The following is a 1920-nucleotide window of genomic DNA, read 5'->3' on the forward strand; positions in this document are numbered from 1 at the left end:
AAATTATTAGAACAGGTCGCCTTTAGAGATAGAGGATAAACGATCGAAAAGAGTTCTTTGAAAATATTGGAAACAACAAGTTAGGTAAATACAAGAATAAAAACCTTGTCAATAAGAATTACGATAACTTTAATACGTCCATGAGCAGAATTATAACAAAAGTTTTTATACAACGAAGAGTTTGATCCTGGCTCAGGATGAACGCTAGCGACAGGCCTAACACATGCAAGTCGAGGGGTATAAGCAGCTTGCTGCTTAGAGACCGGCGCACGGGTGAGTAACGCGTATGCAACCTACCTTTTACTGGGGGATAGCCCAAAGAAATTTGGATTAATACCGCATAACATATTTGAATCGCATGGTTTAAATATTAAAACTTCGGTGGTAAAAGATGGGCATGCGTAGCATTAGTTAGTTGGTAAGGTAACGGCTTACCAAGACTATGATGCTTAGGGGGTCTGAGAGGATAGTCCCCCACACTGGTACTGAGACACGGACCAGACTCCTACGGGAGGCAGCAGTGAGGAATATTGGTCAATGGGCGCAAGCCTGAACCAGCCATGTCGCGTGCAGGATGACGGCCCTATGGGTTGTAAACTGCTTTTTTACAGGAATAAACTTTGCTACGTGTAGCAAACTGAAGGTACTGTAAGAATAAGGATCGGCTAACTCCGTGCCAGCAGCCGCGGTAATACGGAGGATCCAAGCGTTATCCGGATTTATTGGGTTTAAAGGGTCCGTAGGCGGGCTTTTAAGTCAGTGGTGAAATCCCGGAGCTCAACTCCGGAACTGCCATTGATACTGAAGGTCTTGAATTTAGTTGAGGTAGGCGGAATACGTTATGTAGCGGTGAAATGCATAGATATAACGTAGAACACCGATTGCGAAGGCAGCTTACTAAGCTAACATTGACGCTGATGGACGAAAGCGTGGGGAGCGAACAGGATTAGATACCCTGGTAGTCCACGCCGTAAACGATGATTACTCGTTGTGCACGATACACAGTGCGTGACTGAGCGAAAGCATTAAGTAATCCACCTGGGGAGTACGTTCGCAAGAATGAAACTCAAAGGAATTGACGGGGGCCCGCACAAGCGGAGGAACATGTGGTTTAATTCGATGATACGCGAGGAACCTTACCTGGACTTAAATGTAGATTGACCCTCTTAGAAATAGGAGTTCTCTTCGGAGCAATTTACAAGGTGCTGCATGGTTGTCGTCAGCTCGTGCCGTGAGGTGTCGGGTTAAGTCCCATAACGAGCGCAACCCCTATCGTTAGTTGCTAGCAGGTAATGCTGAGGACTCTAGCGAGACTGCCACCGTAAGGTGAGAGGAAGGTGGGGATGACGTCAAATCAGCACGGCCCTTACGTCCAGGGCTACACACGTGTTACAATGGCCAGTACAAAGGGCAGCTACCAGGCGACTGGATGCTAATCTCTAAAGCTGGTCTCAGTTCGGATCGGAGTCTGCAACTCGACTCCGTGAAGTTGGATTCGCTAGTAATCGCATATCAGCAACGATGCGGTGAATACGTTCCCGGGCCTTGTACACACCGCCCGTCAAGCCATGGAAGCCGAGGGGACCTGAAGTACGTAACCGCAAGGAGCGTCCTAGGGTAAAATTGGTAACTGGGGCTAAGTCGTAACAAGGTAGCCGTACCGGAAGGTGTGGCTGGAACACCTCCTTTCTAGAGATTGGAAGTATTTTGTATAGTTATTGAGATTCGATAAGGAATTTAGACTGTATTTCCTGACTGTTTGTTTTCATAAATTTATTTATACCATAACCCATAGCGTTAGGGTGTTTACACCGCTAGGCTGATAGGTAATAATAGTCCTGTAGCTCAGTTGGTTAGAGCACTACACTGATAATGTAGGGGTCCGCAGTTCAAATCTGCGCAGGACTACTATTTAATTAT

1 tRNA gene and 1 rRNA gene are annotated in these 1920 nt (G+C 46.5%); both read left to right on the forward strand.

From position 1 onward, the window contains the following. Positions 1-169 precede the first annotated feature (169 nt). Positions 170-1689: ribosomal RNA gene (locus tag BZG02_RS20430) — 16S ribosomal RNA — on the forward strand. Between the two features lie 145 nt (positions 1690-1834). Then, positions 1835-1908 (forward strand) — tRNA-Ile (locus BZG02_RS20435). Positions 1909-1920: the final 12 nt, after the last annotated feature.

It is taken from the genome of Labilibaculum filiforme (genome assembly GCF_002843315.1).
GTDB classification, from domain to species: Bacteria; Bacteroidota; Bacteroidia; order Bacteroidales; family Marinifilaceae; genus Labilibaculum; species Labilibaculum filiforme.